The 18597-nt window shown below is 60.9% G+C and carries 25 protein-coding genes and 2 pseudogenes; 11 read left to right on the plus strand and 16 right to left on the minus strand.

The window, feature by feature from the left end; genetic code table 11:
- Positions 1-189: 189 nt before the first annotated feature.
- The 6 genes from VUG52_RS14605 to VUG52_RS14630 all read left to right on the plus strand — a co-directional run bounded on the left by VUG52_RS14605 (position 190) and on the right by VUG52_RS14630 (position 3837).
- Positions 190-1047 (plus strand): glucose 1-dehydrogenase, encoded by an 858-nt coding sequence (locus VUG52_RS14605; protein WP_050705379.1) that lies wholly within the window; start codon positions 190-192, stop codon positions 1045-1047.
- A 362-nt stretch (positions 1048-1409) separates the two neighbouring features.
- Positions 1410-1913 (plus strand): CinA family protein, encoded by a 504-nt coding sequence (locus VUG52_RS14610; RefSeq protein ID WP_050705378.1) that lies wholly within the window; start codon positions 1410-1412, stop codon positions 1911-1913.
- An 11-nt stretch (positions 1914-1924) separates the two neighbouring features.
- On the plus strand, positions 1925-2431 hold the full coding sequence (locus VUG52_RS14615) for a hypothetical protein (RefSeq protein ID WP_220689816.1): 507 nt from the start codon (positions 1925-1927) through the stop codon (positions 2429-2431).
- Positions 2432-2440: 9 nt separating this feature from the next.
- Positions 2441-2884, plus strand: coding sequence for a DUF421 domain-containing protein (locus VUG52_RS14620; protein WP_050705376.1), 444 nt, complete (start codon positions 2441-2443; stop codon positions 2882-2884).
- 144 nt (positions 2885-3028) lie between these two features.
- On the plus strand, positions 3029-3493 hold the full coding sequence (locus VUG52_RS14625; protein WP_050705375.1) for a hemerythrin domain-containing protein: 465 nt from the start codon (positions 3029-3031) through the stop codon (positions 3491-3493).
- A gap of 77 nt (positions 3494-3570) precedes the next feature.
- Positions 3571-3837, plus strand: a complete 267-nt coding sequence (locus VUG52_RS14630; RefSeq protein ID WP_082337718.1) for a hypothetical protein — start codon at positions 3571-3573, stop codon at positions 3835-3837.
- On the opposite strand, the gene xth is transcribed toward VUG52_RS14630, so the two are convergent.
- The 3 genes from xth to VUG52_RS14645 form a co-directional block, all read right to left on the minus strand.
- Positions 3834-4631: an exodeoxyribonuclease III gene (gene xth / locus VUG52_RS14635; protein ID WP_050705374.1), complete on the minus strand. Its 798-nt coding sequence runs from the start codon at positions 4629-4631 to the stop codon at positions 3834-3836. The genes VUG52_RS14630 and xth overlap by 4 nt on opposite strands.
- Positions 4628-4870 carry a hypothetical protein gene (locus VUG52_RS14640; RefSeq protein WP_016486338.1) on the minus strand — a complete coding sequence of 81 codons (243 nt, stop codon included), beginning with the start codon at positions 4868-4870 and terminating at the stop codon, positions 4628-4630. The genes xth and VUG52_RS14640 overlap by 4 nt, the downstream gene beginning before the upstream one ends.
- A 235-nt stretch (positions 4871-5105) precedes the next feature.
- A complete protein-coding gene (locus VUG52_RS14645; RefSeq protein WP_177330839.1) occupies positions 5106-5270 on the minus strand; it encodes a DUF6021 family protein in 165 nt (54 codons plus the stop codon).
- A gap of 326 nt (positions 5271-5596) precedes the next feature.
- Here VUG52_RS14645 and VUG52_RS14650 point away from each other — a divergent pair, with 326 nt between their 5' ends.
- Both VUG52_RS14650 and VUG52_RS14655 read left to right on the plus strand, forming a co-directional pair.
- A complete protein-coding gene (locus VUG52_RS14650; protein ID WP_050705373.1) occupies positions 5597-6097 on the plus strand; it encodes a DUF4142 domain-containing protein in 501 nt (166 codons plus the stop codon).
- 72 nt (positions 6098-6169) lie between these two features.
- A complete protein-coding gene (locus tag VUG52_RS14655; RefSeq protein WP_050705372.1) occupies positions 6170-7267 on the plus strand; it encodes a mechanosensitive ion channel family protein in 1098 nt (365 codons plus the stop codon).
- Positions 7268-7527: 260 nt separating this feature from the next.
- Here VUG52_RS14655 and VUG52_RS14660 read toward each other — a convergent pair whose 3' ends face one another.
- Genes VUG52_RS14660 through VUG52_RS14690 form a run of 7 tightly spaced genes read right to left on the minus strand, consistent with a single transcriptional unit; the run spans position 7528 to position 13804 of the window.
- The gene (locus VUG52_RS14660) at positions 7528-8892 is read right to left on the minus strand and encodes a sensor histidine kinase (protein WP_050705371.1); all 1365 of its coding nucleotides are present in this window, start codon (positions 8890-8892) and stop codon (positions 7528-7530) included.
- The gene (locus VUG52_RS14665; RefSeq protein ID WP_050705370.1) at positions 8889-9551 is read right to left on the minus strand and encodes a response regulator; all 663 of its coding nucleotides are present in this window, start codon (positions 9549-9551) and stop codon (positions 8889-8891) included. Before VUG52_RS14665 ends, VUG52_RS14660 begins: the two co-directional genes overlap by 4 nt.
- A 2-nt stretch (positions 9552-9553) precedes the next feature.
- Positions 9554-10195, minus strand: a complete 642-nt coding sequence (locus VUG52_RS14670) for a tetratricopeptide repeat protein (protein WP_028689321.1) — start codon at positions 10193-10195, stop codon at positions 9554-9556.
- Positions 10192-10998 (minus strand): SDR family oxidoreductase, encoded by an 807-nt coding sequence (locus VUG52_RS14675; protein WP_050705369.1) that lies wholly within the window; start codon positions 10996-10998, stop codon positions 10192-10194. Before VUG52_RS14675 ends, VUG52_RS14670 begins: the two co-directional genes overlap by 4 nt.
- On the minus strand, positions 10985-11665 hold the full coding sequence (locus VUG52_RS14680; protein WP_028689319.1) for a TenA family transcriptional regulator: 681 nt from the start codon (positions 11663-11665) through the stop codon (positions 10985-10987). Before VUG52_RS14680 ends, VUG52_RS14675 begins: the two co-directional genes overlap by 14 nt.
- A gap of 8 nt (positions 11666-11673) precedes the next feature.
- A complete protein-coding gene (locus VUG52_RS14685) occupies positions 11674-13137 on the minus strand; it encodes an AMP-binding protein (protein WP_050705368.1) in 1464 nt (487 codons plus the stop codon).
- On the minus strand, positions 13127-13804 hold the full coding sequence (locus tag VUG52_RS14690) for a thermostable hemolysin (RefSeq protein WP_050705367.1): 678 nt from the start codon (positions 13802-13804) through the stop codon (positions 13127-13129). Before VUG52_RS14690 ends, VUG52_RS14685 begins: the two co-directional genes overlap by 11 nt.
- Before the next feature lie 286 nt (positions 13805-14090).
- Between VUG52_RS14690 and VUG52_RS14695 the strand changes: the two are divergent.
- Positions 14091-14240, plus strand: a pseudogene (locus VUG52_RS14695) (DUF2878 family protein); the annotation flags it as partial.
- On the opposite strand, the gene VUG52_RS14700 reads toward VUG52_RS14695, so the two are convergent.
- The 5 genes from VUG52_RS14700 to VUG52_RS14720 form a co-directional block, all read right to left on the minus strand.
- Positions 14178-14360 carry a DUF2256 domain-containing protein gene (locus VUG52_RS14700; RefSeq protein WP_082337716.1) on the minus strand — a complete coding sequence of 61 codons (183 nt, stop codon included), beginning with the start codon at positions 14358-14360 and terminating at the stop codon, positions 14178-14180. The pseudogene VUG52_RS14695 and the gene VUG52_RS14700 overlap by 63 nt on opposite strands.
- Positions 14357-15883 carry a cryptochrome/photolyase family protein gene (locus VUG52_RS14705; RefSeq protein WP_050705366.1) on the minus strand — a complete coding sequence of 509 codons (1527 nt, stop codon included), beginning with the start codon at positions 15881-15883 and terminating at the stop codon, positions 14357-14359. The genes VUG52_RS14700 and VUG52_RS14705 overlap by 4 nt, the downstream gene beginning before the upstream one ends.
- An 8-nt stretch (positions 15884-15891) precedes the next feature.
- Positions 15892-16197, minus strand: a complete 306-nt coding sequence (locus VUG52_RS14710; protein WP_050705365.1) for a DUF6482 family protein — start codon at positions 16195-16197, stop codon at positions 15892-15894.
- Positions 16194-16730 (minus strand): DUF3833 domain-containing protein, encoded by a 537-nt coding sequence (locus tag VUG52_RS14715; protein WP_050705364.1) that lies wholly within the window; start codon positions 16728-16730, stop codon positions 16194-16196. Before VUG52_RS14715 ends, VUG52_RS14710 begins: the two co-directional genes overlap by 4 nt.
- Before the next feature lie 273 nt (positions 16731-17003).
- Positions 17004-17204 (minus strand): hypothetical protein, encoded by a 201-nt coding sequence (locus VUG52_RS14720; protein ID WP_156329622.1) that lies wholly within the window; start codon positions 17202-17204, stop codon positions 17004-17006.
- Between VUG52_RS14720 and VUG52_RS14725 the strand changes: the two genes are divergently transcribed.
- Both VUG52_RS14725 and VUG52_RS14730 read left to right on the plus strand, forming a co-directional pair.
- Positions 17203-17694, plus strand: a complete 492-nt coding sequence (locus VUG52_RS14725) for a DUF1543 domain-containing protein (protein WP_050705363.1) — start codon at positions 17203-17205, stop codon at positions 17692-17694. The genes VUG52_RS14720 and VUG52_RS14725 overlap by 2 nt on opposite strands.
- 5 nt (positions 17695-17699) lie before the next feature.
- Positions 17700-17786, plus strand: a pseudogene (locus tag VUG52_RS14730) (c-type cytochrome); the annotation flags it as partial.
- Positions 17787-18066: 280 nt separating this feature from the next.
- Here VUG52_RS14730 and VUG52_RS14735 read toward each other — a convergent pair.
- Positions 18067-18576 carry a flavin reductase family protein gene (locus VUG52_RS14735; protein WP_050705362.1) on the minus strand — a complete coding sequence of 170 codons (510 nt, stop codon included), beginning with the start codon at positions 18574-18576 and terminating at the stop codon, positions 18067-18069.
- Positions 18577-18597 lie beyond the last annotated feature (21 nt).

Below are 18597 nucleotides of genomic sequence, written 5' to 3' on the forward strand. Positions count from 1 at the left end.
CTCCGGGAGTTGGGCTCCGAACGACGAGATGCGCCTGGAGCTGAGCTCGGTAGAACGGCGATGGGGCGTGAAATTCAATTGGATTGGTATCCCGCACCGCTCGTCGTATCAACCGTAGATTGAAACCAACACGCCGGGGCCCGGCCTCTCGAACCGGTATGAACGTTCTCAACTGCAGGAGCTTTGACCATGCGAGACTTCCCTACCCCGCCCTTCCCTTCACAGCCTCAAAATGTCCCCGGCTCACAGCGCAAGATGGAACCCTACCCGGATTGTGGTGAGCAGTCGTATGCCGGCCACAATCGACTGGAAGGCAAAATTGCACTCATCACCGGAGCAGACAGCGGCATCGGGCGGGCAGTCGCGATTGCCTATGCCCGGGAAGGTGCCGACGTCGCCATCGCTTATCTGAATGAGCATGAAGACGCGCAAGAAACCGCGCGCTGGGTCGAGGCCGCGGGCCGTCAATGCCTGCTGTTGCCCGGAGACTTGGCGCAGAAACAGCACTGCTACGACATCGTCGAAAAGACCGTCCGCCAGTTCGGGCGTATCGACATCCTGGTCAACAACGCGGCATTCCAGATGTCCCACGAGACCCTGGAGGAAATCGACGATGATGAATGGGTGAAAACGTTCGATACCAATATCACCGCCATCTTCCGTATTTGCCAGGCGGCACTGCCTTCCATGCCCAAGGGCAGTTCGATCATCAATACGAGCTCGGTCAACTCCGACGATCCATCCCCCAGCCTGCTGGCCTATGCCACGACCAAGGGGGCCATTGCCAATTTCACTGCTGGCTTGGCTCAGTTGCTGGGCAAGAAAGGCATCAGGGTCAACAGTGTCGCGCCAGGCCCTATCTGGACGCCTTTGATTCCGGCAACCATGCCGGACGAGGCCGTCAAGAACTTTGGTTCCAGCTACCCGATGGGGCGGCCGGGGCAGCCGGTCGAAGTCGCGCCGATCTACGTGCTGCTGGGCTCCGACGAGGCCAGTTACATCAGTGGCTCACGTTACGCGGTGACTGGCGGCAAACCGATCCTTTAGCGCAAAGAGGCTCGCCGTGCTGGCGGGCCTCCTTTTTGCGTGGCAGTTTCAGTGTTTGTCCCGATCGTGATCACGGGCCGTTTTTTGCGCTGTCGAGTCATGTGATGTACCGGTGGATCCATCCGGACGATGAGCATCGTTGTCTCGCTCTTCTTCCCCATGCGGCCTGGTCTGCGCAGACTCCTTTTGCCTATCGCTCACTTTCTTCATGTTGCTCTCCTGCCATTGCCTTTGAACTAGGGAAGCCGAAGCACGGGCAAAGTTCACGTCACATTCACTTCTCGAGATAGCCGGGCAATAGATGCGATGAACCAAATACCCCAGGATCGCGTCCACCGCAAAACAAGCGAGTCGACACTGGAATGGCAAACGACCCTGTACTGGCCGCCCTCGGCTATCTCAAGAACAACAAACTGATTTTGACCACAGCAGAATCGTGCACTGCGGGCTGCATGGTGGCTTTGCTGGCGGCGGTACCGGGTACCGGAGAGGTGCTGGAAAGCGGCTACGTCGTCTACTCACCCAGCGCCAAGAAACGCCTGTTGGGCGTCAGCGCCGAAACCATCGAACGATACGGCTTGACCAGCGAAGCAGTGGCCTGGGAAATGGCCTTGGGCGCCTTGCGAGACAGCGATGCCAATGTGGTTATCGCCAGCACCGGGGTTGCCGGCCCGGCGCCCGAATCCGGAATACCGCCGGGGACGATGTGCTTTGCGTGGGCTTTCGCCGGCGATCCAATTGCCGTTTTCACACGCACTCGACGGTTCTTCGGCGAGCGATCTGAAGTCATGCGCGAAGGCGCCCTGTTCGGTCTGACCCAGGTTTCCCACTATCACCAGCGCTGGTTACACGGTGAGCGCGCTTGAGGGCTGTGATCATGTCGGAAGATGAACTGGTATCCCGGCGTCACCCTGTTCAAGAAGACATACCGATGCAGCAGCGCGTCTGGCGCTTCGAGCGCGTGGGGTGGTATGTACTCGTGACCATGGTACTGCTTGCCTTGGCAGGTCTGTTCGGTAACGGCCCGTTGAGCGATGCCGAGGTGGTGAGCCAGGATGGCAGGGTACGGGTTGAGTATCAGCGCCTCAGCCGAAGCGGCACGACAGATAGCCTTTTCATCACCGTTCAGGGCACCCCTGGTCAGCCGGTAGAGGTGCAACTCGCAGGATCATTGCTTCGTGACGCCAGTATCGAGACGTTACAGCCGGAGCCACAACGGTCGATGTCGCATGGCCAGGCCATGCTGTTCCAATTGGGTACAAGGCAAGATGGCGTGGCCACCTTGTACCTGACCCTTCGAAGCGAGCACGTAGGCACTCTGGAGGGCAGCGTCAGGGCTGGCCCCAAAAGCGCCGTTCGTTTCTCCACATTCCTTTACCCCTAGGAGTGCGTCATGGATTCGATCCTCCGCGCAGCCGGGATGTACGTCGCCCTCATGCTGCTGTTTCGCGTAGCCGGGCGGCGCTCGCTGGCCGACCTGACGACCTTTGACTTCGTCTTGCTGCTGATCATCGGGGAAGCCACCCAACAGGCGCTTCTGGGCGAGGACTTTTCGTTCACCAATGCCATGCTGGTGATTGCCACGCTGATCGTTCTGGACGTCGGCCTTTCGCTCGCAAAGCTCAACTCCAAGCCCTTGGCCAGGTTTCTGGATGGGCACGCTACCCTGGTTGTCGAGAATGGGCGCTTTCTGCATCACCGCATGCGTCGGGCACGCCTTACGGAGGACGACATCCTTGAGTCAGCGCGGGACAGCCAAGGCATCGAGAACATTGAGCAGGTCAAGTTCGCCATCGTCGAACGCAATGGAAAGATTTCGATCATTCCTGCCAAGTGAGGCCTTTTGGCAACAGTAAAGCTACGACTACCGCTTCGCGAGCACACGCGATGATGCCAGCCATCGTAAGCATTGAACCCTGTCACTCTGCGCGTACTCAACCACGAGCAAGTTCTTGACTCAATCCGTGATGAGGTAACGCCAATGAACGCCATCGACTTACTGATTCAAGACCACAAGCTGGTGAAAAAACTGCTCGAAGAACTGTCGACCACCACCGAGCGCGCAGTGAAGAAACGGGCCGAGTTGCTCCACAGGATCGAGCAGGAGTTGCAGATCCACACCACGCTCGAGGAAGAAATCCTCTACCCGGCCATCAAGCAAGCGGGTGGTAAGGAAGAAGCGAAGATGTACTACGAGGCCAAGGAAGAACACCGGACTGTCGACTCCCTCGTCCTACCCGACCTCCTGCATACCGAAACCGGCACCGTCGAATTCGCCGGGCGGGTCAAGGTCATGAAAGAGTTGTTGGAGCATCACATCGAGGAAGAGGAAGGCGAGCTCTTCCCCACCGCGAAGAAGCTGCTCAGCAAGGACACCCTCGAGGAGCTTGGGCAAACCATGGAAATGCAGAAAAAGATGCTCAAGGGCGAGCAGCGAGCAGCTTAGTCACGCGATCACCTGCCAGCGCTCAGTACGCTGGCAGGTGATCAGTTTCGGTTACCCATCATCAGTCGGAAGGTTTCATGGAATATTGGATTGGCTTACTTGAATGGCCCGCCATGGTAATGACCGTGCTGGCAGCCTGGTGCATCGGTTCACGCCGTCCGGGGCGCAGGAAGGCAGGTTTCTGTTGTTTTCTTGCAAGCAACGTTCTGTGGGCCGTCTGGGGCTGGCAAGCAGAAGCCTGGGCATTGATCATCCTGCAATTGTGCCTGTGTGCCATGAATCTTCGAGGGTGGCGAAAAAACACACAACTGCAAGCTGCCCACACGTTGCAGGGAACAGCCTAGCGTTGCTGGCGGCGCCCGCCCAACTGGATCCAGACCGGCGCATGATCACTGGCCTTGGCTTCGTTGCGCACCCAGGCATCCACGCCCGCCCGCTTCAAATAGGGGCTCAGACCCGAGTTGAGCAGCAGGTGGTCGATACGAAGCCCGGCATTACGCGCCCAGTGATTGCGAAAATAGTCCCAGAACGTGTAAATGCGCTGCTCGGGATAAAGGTGACGAACAGCATCGACCCAGCCCTGGGCCAACAATTCTTGGAATAACGCCCGCGATTCAGGTTGCAGCAGCGCGTCCTTGAGCCATGAGCGCGGGTTATAGATGTCCAGATCGGTGGGCACAACGTTGAAGTCCCCCGCTAATACCGCAGGATGGCTGCTGACATGCAGTGTTTGGGCATGCTTGATCAAGCACTCGAACCAGCGCAGTTTGTAATCGAACTTCGGGCCGGGTTGCGGGTTGCCGTTGGGCAGGTAAAGGCAGCCCACCAGTACACCGTGCGCCGCAGCTTCGAGATAGCGGCTCTGCTGATCGTCCTGCATGCCGGGCAGCCCGCGACGTACCTCCAGCGGCTCGCTATCGCGCGCCAGGATCGCCACGCCGTTCCAGGAGGGTTGCCCCTGGTAAAGGCAGCCATAACCTGCCGCTTCGATGGCCTGGCGAGGAAACTGCTGGTCGGCCGCCTTTAGCTCCTGCAAGCAGGCAATGTCCGGCTGCTCTCGCTCCAGCCAGGCCAACAGCGCGGGCAGGCGGCTGCGGATGCCATTGATATTGAAGGTGGCGATCTTCAGCGCTCTCATGCGTCAGGGTCGCTCACATGAGCCTGCACGGCATCTTCCAGAGCCCGGATATGTGCCTCGTCGGCCAGTGCCTTCAGCGCCAACCAGTCATCCCAGTCAATGGCGCCATCGTCCCGTAGCGCCTCGGCGGTGCGAACCAGTTCATGGTGGTAGGCGTCCGGCGATTCGCGCCGGTAGCTGATGTCGTCGTACTGCGCGTACCAGGCTTCAAGTTCAGGAATGCTGCGTTCGATGCTCATGACGGCCGCCTCGTTATATCCCTGCAAGTGAGAGCCCAAGCGCCGCGCAATGTTCAACCGCAACGGTCAGACGGTTAGCAACCCTACCGCTGAAGTAGTGCGATGGAACTTCTCACTCCGTCCGAGACGTCCCACGTCCACACCTGGCGAAAGTAGATGAAGAGGTGGTGGACGGGAATCTGATCACCCGCCGCATGCCGGATGATATACCCGCCTTCAATCAGGGTAGGCAAGCTCACGGTTTCTTTTCCACATCCCTGGGCGCTTTCGCTGGGCCTTGGGGGTCCACTTGAGGGTCGTCCAGGTCTGGAGAGTCCGGATCGAATCCCAGGTCCTGATCAGTCGTTGCATGATCGGAAGAATAGGGGCCTTTCTGCTGCTGATCGTCGGATTTGTTCATTTTGCGGTCTCCGGAGTGTGATGTATTCACCGTGAGGGTCTTGCCCCTTTCTGAACGGGCTGTTCATGAAATATTTCGGTGAAGCACTGGCATCCGGTGGAGGATCGCAAGATCGGTAAAGTTCCTTCTACATGCCATCTGCTGGACAAGTCTGAACGGTACCCGTGAGTTCGTTCTGATTGCGACATAGTGGATGAGCGGTGCCCAAAACGCCGGTTGCGCCCTCACAGTGGCCGGTTATTCGAGAAAAACTAAACCTTCACCTGCTCCTACGGCTCAACCGATTGCGGCATAGAGGTCGCAGCCACCAAGCGAAGGAGTGACAGATGAACAAACCATTATTGAAAATCGCCGGGGTAACCCTGTTGATGGGCCTGGCTTCGCTGCAGGTACAGGCAGCGTCTTCGGACGATTTCGTCGATGCGGCCACTGAAGCCGGTATCGCCGAAGTGGTCACCGGCAACCTGGCGCAGGAAAAGAGCCAAAGCGCAGACATCAAGCAATTCGCCCAGCAAATGGTCACAGACCATACCAAAGCCAACCAGGAACTCGGTGATATCGCCCGCAAGCTGGACATCAGCGTGCCCGACGAGGCGGCGCTGACCGACAAGGTCAAGAAGATGATCCTCGAATGGCGCGAGGAGTCGTTCGACCGGTCCTTCGTCAATAACCAGGTCGACGCGCACGAAAAGGCCGTGGAGCTGTTCAAGAAAGAGGCCGCCTCCTCCGACAAGCCTGAGCTGAAGGCCTTTGCCAGCGACAAGCTGCCAACGCTGCAACACCATCTGGAACAGGCCAAGGCGCTGCAAGCCACCCACGGCAAGTAACCCACACGTCACCGCGCAATCCCAGGGGCCGCCTTGCGGCCCTGCCTTGAGCCATCTGGAGGTGGGCTCCCCATGAATGATCGAATCATCGAACTGTTAACCGACTCCACATTCTTCGGCATTTCCATCCTCAACCTGTTGGTAGCGCTGTGCGTCGCCGTGCTGACGTTCGTGATTGCCAGAGCTGTCATCGGCCTGTTGATGCGCCGGGTGCAGCGCTGGTCCGAACATGACGGGGCAATGAGTCAGGTGCTGGCCAAGGTACTGGCTGGTACCAGCAACAGCCTGCTGCTGCTCGCTTCGCTGCTGGTCGGTTTGAGCATGCTGGACCTGCCCGAGCGCTGGTTGGGCCGGGTCAGTAGCTTGTGGTTCGTGGTCGCCGCCTTGCAGATCGGCCTCTGGGTCAATCGCGCCATCGCGCTGGGCCTGACCCGCTACTTCAGCCGGCACAGCGCCGACGGCCTGTATCAAGGCAGTGCGTTGGCCACGCTTTCGGCCTGGGGGGCACGGGTGCTGCTGTGGTCGGTGGTGTTGCTGGCCATGCTGTCCAATCTCGGCGTCAATATCACCGCCTTCGTGGCCAGCCTGGGTGTAGGCGGCATTGCCGTGGCCCTGGCCGTGCAGAACATCCTGGGTGACCTGTTCGCCTCATTGTCGATTGCCGTCGACAAACCCTTTGAAGTCGGTGATTTCATCGTCATCGGCCCACTGGCCGGCACGGTGGAACATGTTGGGCTGAAGACTACCCGCATCCGCAGCCTGGGCGGTGAGCAGATCGTCATGGCCAATGCCAGCATGATCAGCAGCACCATCCAGAACTACAAGCGCTTGCAGGAGCGACGCATCGTGTTCGAGTTCGGCTTGTCGTACGACACGCCCACCGAGGCGGTGAAACAGGCGCCCGCCATCGTCGAAGAGGCGATCAAGGCCCAGCAGCAGGTGCGTTTCGACCGCGCTCACTTGCGCGGCTTTGGCAAAGAGGCGCTGGAGTTCGAATGCGTCTATATCGTGAGAGACCCCGGCTATAACCTCTACATGGATATTCAACAGGCCATCAACTTTCACCTGCTCGAACGCTTCACCCGAATCGGCGCCAAATTTGCCGTGCCAGTGCGTGCCATCAAAGTTACGGCGCTGCCGCAACCCTTCGTTCAGTCTCAGGTACTGTGACGGCGGGTCGCATTTTGGCCCATCTCGGCCAGCTGGGCGTTTACCCGATGCCGTCCCCACCGATGTACCTGATCGTGCACAAGACCAACGCCGCCAGAAGGATGGCCAGGCAGTCGCACAACTGCTGCCCTCCTGGCCTCGCCGAACCGGCGGCGAGGCTCAGCGCCAGTTCAACCCCGGGCGGCGCAGTCTGAAGCTATCAACGTTGCGTTGCGCCGCAGGTCATTGGCAGGACTTGCCCAGCGCATGTGCCGATGGACTCAATCCCTTGGCAGCAGCAAGGTGGCGGCCAGTCCCCCGCCCGCTCGATTCTCCAACCGGACCTGCCCGCCCAGGCGATCGATGATGGTCGCAACGATCGACAGACCAAGGCCGGCGCCATTCGGGCTGTTGCGGCTATAGAAGCGCTCGAATACACGAGAAAGGCTTGCTTCATCGATACCTGGCCCCTCGTCCTCGACCACCAGCTCCAAGGCGCCATCCAGACGCCTGAGTGATACGGTTATGCGGCCTGCCGGGGGTGAATGTTCAACCGCGTTGGACACCAGGTTCTGTAGCGCAATGCCCAACGCGCCAGCATCGATCGCCAGGTGATGGTCGCCTTCACCGATCTCCAGCGAGGGCTCCAGGCCGCGATCAAGTATCCACGGGGTCAGCTCAGCCAAGGTCTCGGTAACTACCTCGGCCAGGTCGACCCAGGTACTGGCACGCTGCCCTAGTTTCGGCTCGACGCGGGCGAGTGTCAGCAACTGATTGACCACCCGGGTCAGCCGGTCAACCCCGCCCATCAGGAACCCCAGCGCTTTTTGCCGCTCCATGTCGTTGCTGGCGGCCAGCGCGTTCTGTGCATGCAGGCGCAGGACGGCCAGCGGCGTGCGCATTTCGTGAGCGGCATCGGCAATGAACCGATGCTCACGCCGCAAAAGGTCCTCGATCTGCGCCAACAGGCGATTGATGGCGGCCTGCATCGGCTCAAGCTCCGAGGGAAGCGGCACCAGTTGCAACGGCTCAAGAGAGTCGGCGTGGCGCGCGCGGATGACATTGGCCATGTTCTGCAACGGCCGCAGCCCCCAGCCGATCGCCGCCCACACCAACAGCGCCAATGCCAGGCTGCCCAGGAGGAACGGGAACAGGGTATGGCGGACAATACGGTCGATCAGGTCGTAGCGTACGTCATCACGCTCGCCGACCCAGATCACCCAGCGTTTTTCCGGCACCGGCAAGACGAAACCGCGCCATTGTTCGCCGCCGCTGGTGAAGTCGTAGAAGCCTGGTGCCGTCGGTGGCGAATCGAACGCTGGCGCGCTGGGTGTATGCACCAGAAGGGCTCCGCCGACCTGCCAGACCTGAAAAGCCAGCTTGCTTTCGTAAGGGTGCCCCACCTGATGTCGCCCTGCCCTGCCCAACGCTTCGTTGAAGGCCCGGTACAGCGCCTCACGCGAGCCGTCCTGCACCGGCAGGCTCATGACACCCTGCAGCAGGCGGGCGTTCTGGGCGAGATGGGCGTCATACACCTCGTTAATTTCGCGGCGGCTGTCGTGGTAGTTGTAGAGCGCCAGCAGACCGGTGCCGAGCAGCAGCAACAACATCACCCGCCACAGTGTGCGCTGGCGCAGCGAGCTCATGCCTTGGCCTCGACCAGGTAGCCGATGCCGCGTACCGTTCGGATCAACCCGTTGAACAGCTTCTTGCGCAGGTGGTAGATGTTCACCTCCAGCGTATTGCTCTCGGGCTCTTCGTCCCAGCCATACAGCAGCTGGGTCAGGCGCTCGCGGGTGAATACCTTGCCGGGTTGCGCCAACAGTTCATGTAACAGCACATACTCCTTCGGGGTCAGCACCACTTCGACACCGTTGTAGTGCACTTGCTGGGTGGCGGGGTCGAGGCTGACCCCGGCATGTTCGACCACTACCTTCGCCCGCCCCGCACTGCGCCGCAGCAAGGCGCGCAAGCGTGCCTTCAGTTCGTTGAGGTCGAAAGGTTTCACCAGGTAATCGTCGGCACCGGCATCAAGCCCGGTAATGCGGTCGTCCAGCGCATCCCGCGCGGTGAGGATCAGCACCGGCAGGCTGTCGCCGCCGGCGCGCACCCGCCGCAGCAGTTCCAGGCCATCCATGCGCGGCAGGCCAAGGTCCAGGATCACCAGGTCGAAGGCTTCATGCTGCAGCGCATGCAAGCCACTGACGCCGTCACGCAACCAGTCGAGCGTATAGCCTTCCTGGCGCAAGCCGTCGCAGATGCCCTCTCCCAGTGCGATGTCGTCCTCAACCAGCAGCAGCCGCATGTTCAGTCCTGTTTGTCCTTGATCGCTTTCATTAAAACATCGATATCGGCACGCCGGCCCTGGTCAGCCAACTCACGTCCTGGCCGGGCCGGGGCCTGCAAGGCTTTCTGCAGAGCAGCAGTAGCCTCAGGGTAGCGCTTTTGCCGATACAGATGATCGGCCCAGAAATAGTTGCTGTCGATACCATTGGGGTTGATTTGCAGCGCCTTGCGCAGCAGGGCGTCAGCCTTGTCGGTGTCGCCGAAACCAATTGGCCAGCCGGGCACCTGGTCGTACAAAGTGCCCAGGCTGGTATAGGCCGAACCCTGCAGGGCATTGGGGTCCAGTTTCATGGCCTGCTCAAGACTGGCCTTCGCCGCCTTGACCTTGCCCAGTGCGCCGAGGCCACCGGTGGCGCCCGCCCAGCTGCTGTCGATGATGCCTTGCCAGATCAACGGCTCAGGTGATCCGGGGTACTGATGAACGAATGCCGCCGCGTCAGCGGAGAGCTTTTCAAAGGCGTCGGCACGTTTGTCCTTGGGTACCTGGTACTGGATCTGCGCCCAGTGCTGCTGCAGATCGCTCAGGTGCTGTGTGCCTGCCTGGTCCAATGCCCAGGTCAAGGGTGCGAATGCCAACAAGCTGGCGACGAACAGACGCTTCATTTGATCGACTCCTTGGAGTGGCTAGCGATATAGCGCCGAATGAGGGGCAGTTGCTTGCGCAGTGCGCGGTCGACCACGCCCGGCAACATGCTGTTGATGCGCACGAAAAGCTTTTCCGGCCACCCCAGGTAAAGTTCGCTGCGCTCGGACTGCACCGCCTCGAGCACGGCCCGAGCAACATCCGCCGGGTCGTCCATGCCGACTTTAAGCGCTTGATTGAGCGCAGTCGCAGCACTGCTGTTCATGCCGGTACGGGTCGCCCGGGGGGCGGCATACAAGACGTTGACCGTGGTGTCGGCCAGCTCGCGTCGCAGTGCCTCGGAGAAACCGCGCAGGGCGAACTTGCTGGCGCAGTAGGTGGCGTAGCCGGGATAGCCGATCGAGCCATAGGTGGACCCGACATTGACCACCAGTGCCTTGGGCTGAGCACGCAGCAGCGGCAGACAGGCGCGCGTCAGCTGCAGCGGTGCCTTGAGGTTGATGTCCAGCAGCTCGTCGAGCTCGTGCTCGTCCAATTGGTCGAGCAGGGCGAAGCGATTCACGCCGGCCGCATTGATCAGCACGTTGACAGTGCCCATCTCGCGGGCTCGGCTCACGACCTGTTCGCGCCCCGCCTGGCTGCGCAAGTCGGCCTCCTGCCAACGCAGGCGATCCGGGTAGCGATTCATCAAGCCTGCCAGCTTGCCCATGTGCCGACTGACAGCCAGTACCTGGGCGCCGGCAGCGCACAACTGTTCGGCCAGCTCCAGGCCGATGCCGCCACTGGCACCGGTGAGGATCACCACGGACTCAGGCAAGCGCATGATGCACCTCTAGCTGCCCCGCGCGCGGCAAGCCTTGGAACATTTCGGTGTACAAGTGGTAGACGACCTTCGCCGCATGGATGACGGCCTGTTGGTCTGCGGCATCATCGAGGCGATCCATCAGTTGCTTGTAGGTCACCATGTGGTCCTGGTCCAGCGCCCCATGGGAGCTCAGGTAGCTGAACGCCTTGTCAGGCAGGTTCAGTGTGGTTTTGATCGTGCCCGCCGCTTGGGTGGCCAGGGCGATGCTGGTGCCTTCGAGCACGTTGACCATGCCGAAGAGCCCGACCGGGTTGCCGCGGGCGATCAGGTCGTAGAGGTAGGCGACCATCAGCTCGATCGACCGCGCCGGCCGACCATCACGCACCGCCTCCCAATCACCACCACAGGCGTTGATATCGTTGAGGATCCACTGCTCGTGGCCGTATTCCTCGTCGATGTACTCGCACACCGCGCCGCGCAGCCACTCCAGGCGCGACGGCAAGCGCGCGCCACAGGCCATCATCAGCGGAACCGTGTGGCGGACATGGTGGTAGGCCTGGGTCAGGAAGGCAATGTAACTGTCCAGGCTGACCTGGCCGGCCAGGGCGTCACGGATCACCGGTACGGCGAACAACGCCTGACGCTCTTGGGTTGTTTGTAGTTGCAGGGTGTCGAAAAAGGACATGGGGAGCCTCACCACGAGATGTCGGATAACAGGGTTTGGTAGTGCTGCAGGATCGCCTCGCGTCGCGGGCGGCCGTTGGCAGTCAGGGTTTCGTCATGGGTGCTGAAGGGGGCCGGCAAGCGCCGCCAGGTATGTACCCGGGCGTAGTCGGGCAGCTGCGCGTTGCACTGCTGCACGGCCTGTTCGATGGCATCGTTGCTGGCGGCAGGGTCAAGAGGCCAAAGCAGAGCCAGGTTGTGCGGCAAGGCTTCGCCATGCACGAATGCCTGGGCGATGACGCCGCTCTGGGTGAGTTCGGCTTCTACCCACTCCGGGTTGACGTTGCGCCCGAAGCTGGTGATGAACTGGTGTTTCTTGCGTCCATCGAGGAACAGATAGCCTTCTTCGTCGAGGTGGCCCAGGTCGCCCGTTGCCCACCAGGACTGGGTCACCGGGGCGTCCTCCAGGTAGCCAAGCAGTGTCGAGCCGGCCACCAGCACCTCGCCGTCCTCGGCAATACGCACTTGCACATGGGGCAATGGCTGGCCGACGCTGCCGTGGCGTAGGGCACCAGGGCGATTCAATGCGACCACGGAGGCACACTCCGACAGGCCGTAGCCTTCGAACACCGGCAACCCGACCGCCTCGGCCCGGGCTAGCAGGCTTGGCGATACCCGGGCACCGCCCACCGCCACGAAACGCAGTGGGCCAACGCGCATCAACCCGCGCTCAATGGCCGTGACCAGCCCCATCAGCAACTGCGGCACGAGGATCAGGCTCTGCGCACCACTGAGGGCAATGGCGCCCAGCAGTCGCTTGAAATCCACCTGACTTGCCCCGCCCATGCCCAACTGATGCTGCGGATAGAGCTGTACGCAGGCACCCGCCATCAGTGCTGCATAGACGCCGAGGTTCTCCAGCAATACGCCCAAAGGCAGCACGGCCAGGTACTGCTGCGGTTCAGTGGGCCGGCTTGCCGCCTCCAATTCCCGTGCTACCCGCAGCATGGCGTCAGCGCTCAGGCAGACACCTTTAGGGTGCCCGGTGCTGCCAGAGGTGTAGGTAATCTTGGCGGTACCATCAGGCAATCGGGCGCTGGCCAACCGCTCGCGCACCCAGAACTCACCTTCCTGAACAAACCCCTCACTGACCAGTCGCGGCTCCCACTGCGTCGTGCAAAGCACGGTTGAAGCACCACTCTGGGCAATGCAGTGATCAAACTGCGTCGCGCTGAAGAACGACGGCACGATCACGCAGGGGCGCGCCGCGAACAAGGCGGCCAGGTCCCAGAACAGCAGATCAGGGCCGTTATCCAGGGCCAGCACCAATGCCCCAGCAGGTTGCCGGTGCAGCACATGGGCTCGCAGTCCCACTTCACCGAGTAACTGCCGGTATGTGTAGCTGTGAGCATCACCTTTCACCGCCACGGCACCGGCATGATCGCGGGCGAACGACATCAGCAGCTCTTGAAACCGCTCCAGTTCACGCGGCATGGCCAGTCTCCTCGGCGAGCACTGGAAAACCCAGCCTTTGGAACACGCCGGCTCGGGTCAGGGCGTCGAAGCCATAGCCGATGTTTCCGGCAAACACCTGCGGATGTTGGTCATAGTAGGTCCCCCACTGATCCATCTGCCCCTGTAGGCGATCAGGATCGGCGGCGGCCAACACGCAGGGCGTAAGCCCAAGCCGTTGAAAACTGTTTATCAGTGTCGCCGCCCCAGTGAACGTGACCCACTCAAGGCCGCGGTTGGCCAACAACCACGTGACAGCGATGATCATGATGCGAGCACTGCCAGCGCTGAGGGAGGCCAAGTTTCCTACTTCGACTATGCAGGGGCGATCCAATGAAATACCCGCAACTTGAGAAACGGCGGTTTCCAAAGGCACGTCCAGGTACCGTTCGAGAAATACTGGACCCTGGCTGGCCGGGCGCATGCCGGCCGCGGCGATCAGGCGGCCGTGGCTGTCATGCAATGCCAAGAGTTCTGGTAGGTAATGCTGCACATTCGCTTGATGCACGGCGGCAAAGCACGTGTGGATGAATTGCTCAAGATCCGCACGTGAAGCATCTCCCTCCAGACAAAGCGAAAGCTGCGCGCGGTGGTTGGCATGGCTACCGATGGGTAGCGGGAGCAGACTGCTCCATTGAGATTCGGTCATGAAACTCCCCCCGATTGGGTTCGACGGAGGGATTATCGGGGTCGAATCTGAATAGAATCTGAAGTGACGTTTTCGACTTTAGGTGAATTCGGCCTGACGGCTAAATGCTGCAAACACCCACGTTGTATGCGAAGGCCCTGTGCCGTTTTGGATGATTCGAAATACTGCTCGATTTGCTCGAAGCATCCTTGGATGACCTGGACCAAATGCGGATCAAAATGCTGCCCGGACTGCTCCAGGTGAAGGCTTGGGCGCGTTGCGCGCTCCAACTGGGTTTGTAGGGACGGGTGCACTGGGTGGCCCGTTGGCCTACGTAGGCGGCGCAAGGTTTGCAGATGTCGCACTGACGCTTGGCACGCTGCAAACCGGCCAGCTACTGAGGCCGATATGGACCTTGGCCATGCCACTGCTCGCGCGCCTCGCGGCGCGGCGCTGACCTGCGGCATCGCTCTGAACAGTAGCGCACTTGGTCCCAACAGCGAGCCCAGCGCTTGCGCCAGTTGAACGGCCGATCACATACCACGCAGACCTTGCTGGGCAAAAGACTCTTTTTCATAACGGCTGCTGCGCATCAAGCCGCGCCAACAGTGCTTGGCCACGCTGCCACACGGCATCGCGCCGACTAACAGTCATGCCATCAAGGCTGCGATAGACCAGAGCCAAACGCGGGTTCGTTGACAGCAGGGGGCGATGGCGGATGAGAAAATGCCAGTACAGGGCATTGAACGGGCAGCCATCGTCCTCGATCACATGATTCACCTTGTAACTGCACGCCTTGCAATGATCGGACATGCGCTGGATGTAACGACCACTGGCGCAGTATGGCTTGGACCCCAGGTAGCCGCCGTCGGCGTGCATCACCATGCCAAGCGTGTTGGGCAGCTCGACCCAGTCGAAGGCATCCATATACACCGCCAGGTACCACTCGCAAATCGCGGTAGGCACGATACCCGCCAGCAAGGCGAAGTTGCCGGTCACCATCAACCGCTGGATATGGTGCGCGTAGCCCAACCGCAGGGTCTGCCCGATGGCTTGCTCCATGCAGCGCATGCGGGTGCGCCCGGTCCAATAGAATTCAGGTAGCGCTCGGTCGTTGCCCAGGTGATTGAGCCCGGCATATTCAGGCATGCGCAGCCAATAGATACCGCGCACATACTCGCGCCAGCCGATCAACTGGCGAATGAAGCCTTCAGCTGCATTGAGCGGCACCCGCCCCTCGCGCCAGGCCTTGTCGACCTCCTCACACACACATCGCACATCCAGAAGCCCGATGTTGAGCGCCGCACTGATGCGCGCATGGAACAGGTACGGCTCGCCCTCGGCCATCGCGTCCTGGTAGTCGCCGAAAGCCGCCAGGCCAAAATCCAGAAAGTGCTGCCACAGCTGCTTTGCCTCGGCATGGGTCACGGGGTAGTCAAAGCCGTCGATGTCCCCGTAGTGGTCGCTGAAGCGCCGTCGTACCAAGGCGACCACCGCTGCTGTGATCCCGTCCTGCGCGAAATGCGCAGCGAACGGCCCACGCAACTGGCGAGGCAGGGGCTTGCGGTTGTCACCATCAAAATTCCAGGCCCCACCTGCCGGGCTGCCGTCGGGCTGCATAAGCAGGCCGGTTCGTTTGCGCATGCCACGGTAGAAGTGCTCCATACGCAGCTGACGACGCTCGTGGGCCCAGCGCGCAAAGGCTTCGCGAGAGCACAGAAAACGCGTGTCGCGATGCCACACGAGGGGCAAACCGGCATCACGCAGAGCCTGCTCCAGGCGCCATTCCCCGCACTCGGTCAGGTGAATTTGCGTGGCGCCCAGGGCTTCTTGCCAGCGATGCAACTCGCCAACGATGCTGCCGCTGTTGCCGTCAGCATCGAGCTCGACATAATGCACCTGCCAACCCCGCTCACGCAGGGTCTGGGCAAAGTGCCGCATGGCACTGAAGATGAGCACGATCTTGAGCGGATGATGCGGCACATAGCGAGCCTCACCCTCCACTTCCGCCATCAGAACAGCATCGCGGGCGGGGTCAAGGGCAGCCAGGCTCGCCAGGTCGAACGACAGCTGGTCACCCAGCACAAGGCCCAGGCGCATCGTTCAGGCTACCATTGGCTGGTGAGCGTGACCGGTACGCGAAGCGGCGCAATGGGGCCGTCACGTTGCCCGCACATCTCATCATGCACCACCTGCTGTACCAGCACGCAAGGCACGGGTGGCAGGTCGGCCAACAGCTGCCGCAGCTCGGTAGTGGAACGCACGCGAACGGGCTGCCCATGGGCGTCGCTCAATGTCACGGGGCCGGCGTCGGTCAAGGCGCGCAGAAGGTAGAAGCCACCCTCCAGCGACAGCAGTTCAAGCTCCTTTGCTTCGCCAGTCGAGACCAGCTGGGTAAGCGCTATCAGGTTCATTGTGTGCCCTCTGGCTGGCGGCGGAAAAACAGGGTGATCTGGCCGATTTCGATGCCCAGCTTGCTCATGCTTGAACGGTTGATCAGGGTGTCGTCATCCATCAGATACATCCAGTCGTCCAGGTCTACCTGCCAGTGCCGCCCGTCAACTGGCAGGTCCAGCTGGTAACGCCATCGCAACGCGTTACCCGCCACTTCACCGCGCGCCTCGCCGATCACATCTCCTGCCGTTCCGCGCCAGCGACCAGGACCGTCTGGCACCAGTGTCCAGGTACGCTGCTGGCGAGTGCCATCGCTATAGAGAAAATGTTCGTCGAGAATCAGCCGCTCACCATCGCGGCGGCTGTCGATACGCACGTGGAAGCGCTTGACCACTTCCCCGGAACGCTTCTGGAACATCCCCCAGGCCTGCACTGGTCGCGAGAAGAATGCAGCCAGGTCCAGTTTCGGTTGCTCCTGGGCATAGTGCTCGACAACGACATTGCTGCAGCTGCCCAGAAGCACGCAGGAAACGAGCAACAGTACTTTGTACATGTTCATGTTCCTCAGTCGTTGCTAGCCAGCCCAAGCAGGCGCAGTTGCGGGCCCCTGGAGCGTGGGTCTAGCCAGATGGAGAAGAAACTCACCACTCCAGAGCCGTTGCGCACCAGGCAGCTCGGCCCTCCAGCTCGCGCCCGCCGAGAAGATAACCAGTAACAGACAAAGGCAAGTCCAACGAGTACGGTGCGCCATAATGACCTCGATCGCACGCAAATACTGTACAACAATAGCATCTTGTACAATTATTCGTTGCAACCGTATAGATTTTTATGGACAGCGCCAGACCTCGATCAGGTCACTAGCAATATCGCCAGGCACGAATGCCAAGGTCAGCAACGCATAGGCCTTACTGGCCTGGCGACGTCTGCACAGGGTGTTCAGGCAACCGTTACGCAGATTGCGTGCTTGGCGAACAGCGTTGTAGTGTTCACGCCACAGCGCTTTTTGCTGCCCTGAAGGATCGATCATGCTCTACATCGTCATGCTCGGCGGTCGTCACCCTCGAGCCCACATCGAAGTCCACGATGTGGTCTTCGCCCAGGCCGATACGCTGGAACAGCTCTATCCGCAATTGCGCGAAGCCTGGTTCGGCAGCGCCAAAGGCCTGCACATCGACTCCTGGCTGGAAGTTGCCGGTGTCGATGGTTATCGCGTCGAACTGAGCCAGGTGGCTCCGGGCCCCGACACCATGCGCCTGTTCTTCCTGAACCTGGGCGGCTATGAACGGCAGGTATTCGGTGAAGCGCATCGCTACCTTCTAGTGGCGGCCACCGACAAGGCCGAGGCCAAGCGCCTGGGCAAGCAACGCATGGCGGCAGATTGGCTCAAGCCGCATACCGACGCTGTGCTCGACGTCGACGATTGCCTGCCAGTCGATCTGGTGGCGGGACGCTATGTGCATCTGGTCAAGGGCGAGCATGGAGGTATCCGCCAGTTCAGTGACTACATCCTGCTCTGAAGACCGGCTTCACCGCCATGCCGGCGCGAGGCCTGTGCATGGACTGCACCGCCGAGGACTACCAGGCAGTGATCGACTACATGTCCAAGTGATGCGCCCAGCAAGCTGCGCAACAGCCAGGTGGAAGGCTGCCTGCTCAATACGTGATCAGTCTGCACGGGCCCTCCTCGTCCGATGAACCTGTCCAATCCACGGGTGACGAAGAAGGCGCGGCAAAATTCACCCCGCCGCCCCCTGATATGCGCCAAGCAACTGTCTGCCCAGGGCGCTGACCAGCGCATCGTCGGTGCCATCCATGAAGTGGGTGGCGTGGGCATGCCGGTAAATCCCAGAGCGGGGCTGGACCTCGGCCGTGCTGGCCATTGCCAAGGCTCAGGCCGGGCTGATCTCGGCGAGGTTGCAATACTGCCCCTTGAAGTACAGCAATGGCTGGGCAGCCGCAGCTTCCTGCAAGTTCAGCGCTTTCACCTCGCCAATCACGATCAGATGGTCACCGGCGGCGTATTCGGCGTGAATCTCGCAATCGAGCCAATGCAAGCTGCCTGCGATGATTGGGTTGCCCAGCGGCGAAGCCTGCCAGTCGACGCCCTGCCACTTATCCGTGCCGCGCCGTGCGAACTGGTTGGAAATCCCGACCTGCTCACCCGACAGGATATTGACCGCGAAGCGGCCGGCCTTGCGAATCCCGGGGTAGCTGGCCGAATTGGACATGACGCTGAATGACACCAGCGGCGGGTTCATCGACACGCTGTAGAACGACTGGCAGGTAAAGCCGAGCGGCTCGCCATCACAGTGCGAGGTGATCACCGTGATGCCGGAGGCGTAGTGCCCGAGCGCTTCGCGAAAGCGCAGTGGCTCGATGGCAGTACTGAAGAGCGACATAGTAGATCCTGGATATGGGGT

Source organism: Pseudomonas sp. LH21, from assembly GCF_036549575.1.
Lineage (GTDB): Bacteria > Pseudomonadota > Gammaproteobacteria > Pseudomonadales > Pseudomonadaceae > Aquipseudomonas > Aquipseudomonas peradeniyensis.

Coding starts and splice junctions, on each gene's coding strand:
- VUG52_RS14605 (WP_050705379.1), top strand. CDS start 190: ATGCGAGACTTCCCTACCCCGCCCTTCCCTTCACAGCCTCAAAATGTC.
- VUG52_RS14610 (WP_050705378.1), top strand. CDS start 1,410: ATGGCAAACGACCCTGTACTGGCCGCCCTCGGCTATCTCAAGAACAAC.
- VUG52_RS14615 (WP_220689816.1), top strand. CDS start 1,925: ATGTCGGAAGATGAACTGGTATCCCGGCGTCACCCTGTTCAAGAAGAC.
- VUG52_RS14620 (WP_050705376.1), top strand. CDS start 2,441: ATGGATTCGATCCTCCGCGCAGCCGGGATGTACGTCGCCCTCATGCTG.
- VUG52_RS14625 (WP_050705375.1), top strand. CDS start 3,029: ATGAACGCCATCGACTTACTGATTCAAGACCACAAGCTGGTGAAAAAA.
- VUG52_RS14630 (WP_082337718.1), top strand. CDS start 3,571: ATGGAATATTGGATTGGCTTACTTGAATGGCCCGCCATGGTAATGACC.
- xth (WP_050705374.1), bottom strand. CDS start 4,631: ATGAGAGCGCTGAAGATCGCCACCTTCAATATCAATGGCATCCGCAGC.
- VUG52_RS14640 (WP_016486338.1), bottom strand. CDS start 4,870: ATGAGCATCGAACGCAGCATTCCTGAACTTGAAGCCTGGTACGCGCAG.
- VUG52_RS14645 (WP_177330839.1), bottom strand. CDS start 5,270: ATGAACAAATCCGACGATCAGCAGCAGAAAGGCCCCTATTCTTCCGAT.
- VUG52_RS14650 (WP_050705373.1), top strand. CDS start 5,597: ATGAACAAACCATTATTGAAAATCGCCGGGGTAACCCTGTTGATGGGC.
- VUG52_RS14655 (WP_050705372.1), top strand. CDS start 6,170: ATGAATGATCGAATCATCGAACTGTTAACCGACTCCACATTCTTCGGC.
- VUG52_RS14660 (WP_050705371.1), bottom strand. CDS start 8,892: ATGAGCTCGCTGCGCCAGCGCACACTGTGGCGGGTGATGTTGTTGCTG.
- VUG52_RS14665 (WP_050705370.1), bottom strand. CDS start 9,551: ATGCGGCTGCTGCTGGTTGAGGACGACATCGCACTGGGAGAGGGCATC.
- VUG52_RS14670 (WP_028689321.1), bottom strand. CDS start 10,195: ATGAAGCGTCTGTTCGTCGCCAGCTTGTTGGCATTCGCACCCTTGACC.
- VUG52_RS14675 (WP_050705369.1), bottom strand. CDS start 10,998: ATGCGCTTGCCTGAGTCCGTGGTGATCCTCACCGGTGCCAGTGGCGGC.
- VUG52_RS14680 (WP_028689319.1), bottom strand. CDS start 11,665: ATGTCCTTTTTCGACACCCTGCAACTACAAACAACCCAAGAGCGTCAG.
- VUG52_RS14685 (WP_050705368.1), bottom strand. CDS start 13,137: ATGCCGCGTGAACTGGAGCGGTTTCAAGAGCTGCTGATGTCGTTCGCC.
- VUG52_RS14690 (WP_050705367.1), bottom strand. CDS start 13,804: ATGACCGAATCTCAATGGAGCAGTCTGCTCCCGCTACCCATCGGTAGC.
- VUG52_RS14700 (WP_082337716.1), bottom strand. CDS start 14,360: ATGAAAAAGAGTCTTTTGCCCAGCAAGGTCTGCGTGGTATGTGATCGG.
- VUG52_RS14705 (WP_050705366.1), bottom strand. CDS start 15,883: ATGCGCCTGGGCCTTGTGCTGGGTGACCAGCTGTCGTTCGACCTGGCG.
- VUG52_RS14710 (WP_050705365.1), bottom strand. CDS start 16,197: ATGAACCTGATAGCGCTTACCCAGCTGGTCTCGACTGGCGAAGCAAAG.
- VUG52_RS14715 (WP_050705364.1), bottom strand. CDS start 16,730: ATGTACAAAGTACTGTTGCTCGTTTCCTGCGTGCTTCTGGGCAGCTGC.
- VUG52_RS14725 (WP_050705363.1), top strand. CDS start 17,203: ATGCTCTACATCGTCATGCTCGGCGGTCGTCACCCTCGAGCCCACATC.
- VUG52_RS14720 (WP_156329622.1), bottom strand. CDS start 17,204: ATGATCGATCCTTCAGGGCAGCAAAAAGCGCTGTGGCGTGAACACTAC.
- VUG52_RS14735 (WP_050705362.1), bottom strand. CDS start 18,576: ATGTCGCTCTTCAGTACTGCCATCGAGCCACTGCGCTTTCGCGAAGCG.